General features: G+C 68.3%; 1 protein-coding gene. It reads right to left on the bottom strand.

The window, feature by feature from the left end; translation table 11 throughout:
* Positions 1-17 precede the first annotated feature (17 nt).
* A complete protein-coding gene (locus tag STRTUCAR8_RS08550; protein WP_044471868.1) occupies positions 18-449 on the bottom strand; it encodes a PAS domain S-box protein in 432 nt (143 codons plus the stop codon).
* Positions 450-514 lie beyond the last annotated feature (65 nt).

The raw sequence follows: 514 nt of genomic DNA, 5'->3' as shown, positions 1-514 counted from the left end.
GCGTCCGTCCGGCGAGTTCAGGCCGTCGCTTCGGCCTCGGCCCGCCGCCGCATCAGCTCCCGCTCCCGCTCGCGGCGCGCGGTGACGTCCCGGATGACCGCACCGACGTACGTGCTGCCGTCGGGGGCCGGCAGGAGCACCACGCTGAACTCGATGGACAGCTTGCGGCCGTCCGCCGCCAGCGCCGGAACGTTCAGCAGATCGGCGTCGCCGTACTTGGTCGTGCCCCGGTCCATGGCTTCCTGGAAGCCGTCCCAGTGACGCTTCCGGTGCCGCTCCGGGATGATGACGTCCAGGCTGCGACCGTCCACGTCGCCCGCCGAGAACCCGAAGATGCGCTCCGCGCCACGGTTCCAGAAGCGGATCAGGCCTTCGCCGTCGATGATCACTATGCCGTCGGGCGCCTGGGTGGTCATCCCCAGCACCACCTCGGGATTCAGATCTTCCATGTCGCCTCCGCGCTGGGGCAGTTGGATAACTGAACGCATGCAGGGCGACAGTATACAGATGGATG

Origin of the sequence: Streptomyces turgidiscabies Car8, from assembly GCF_000331005.1 — a bacterium.
Lineage (GTDB): Bacteria > Actinomycetota > Actinomycetes > Streptomycetales > Streptomycetaceae > Streptomyces > Streptomyces turgidiscabies.
The sequence above is the reverse complement of the archived record's forward strand: the minus strand, read 5'-3'. Positions and strand labels throughout refer to the sequence as shown.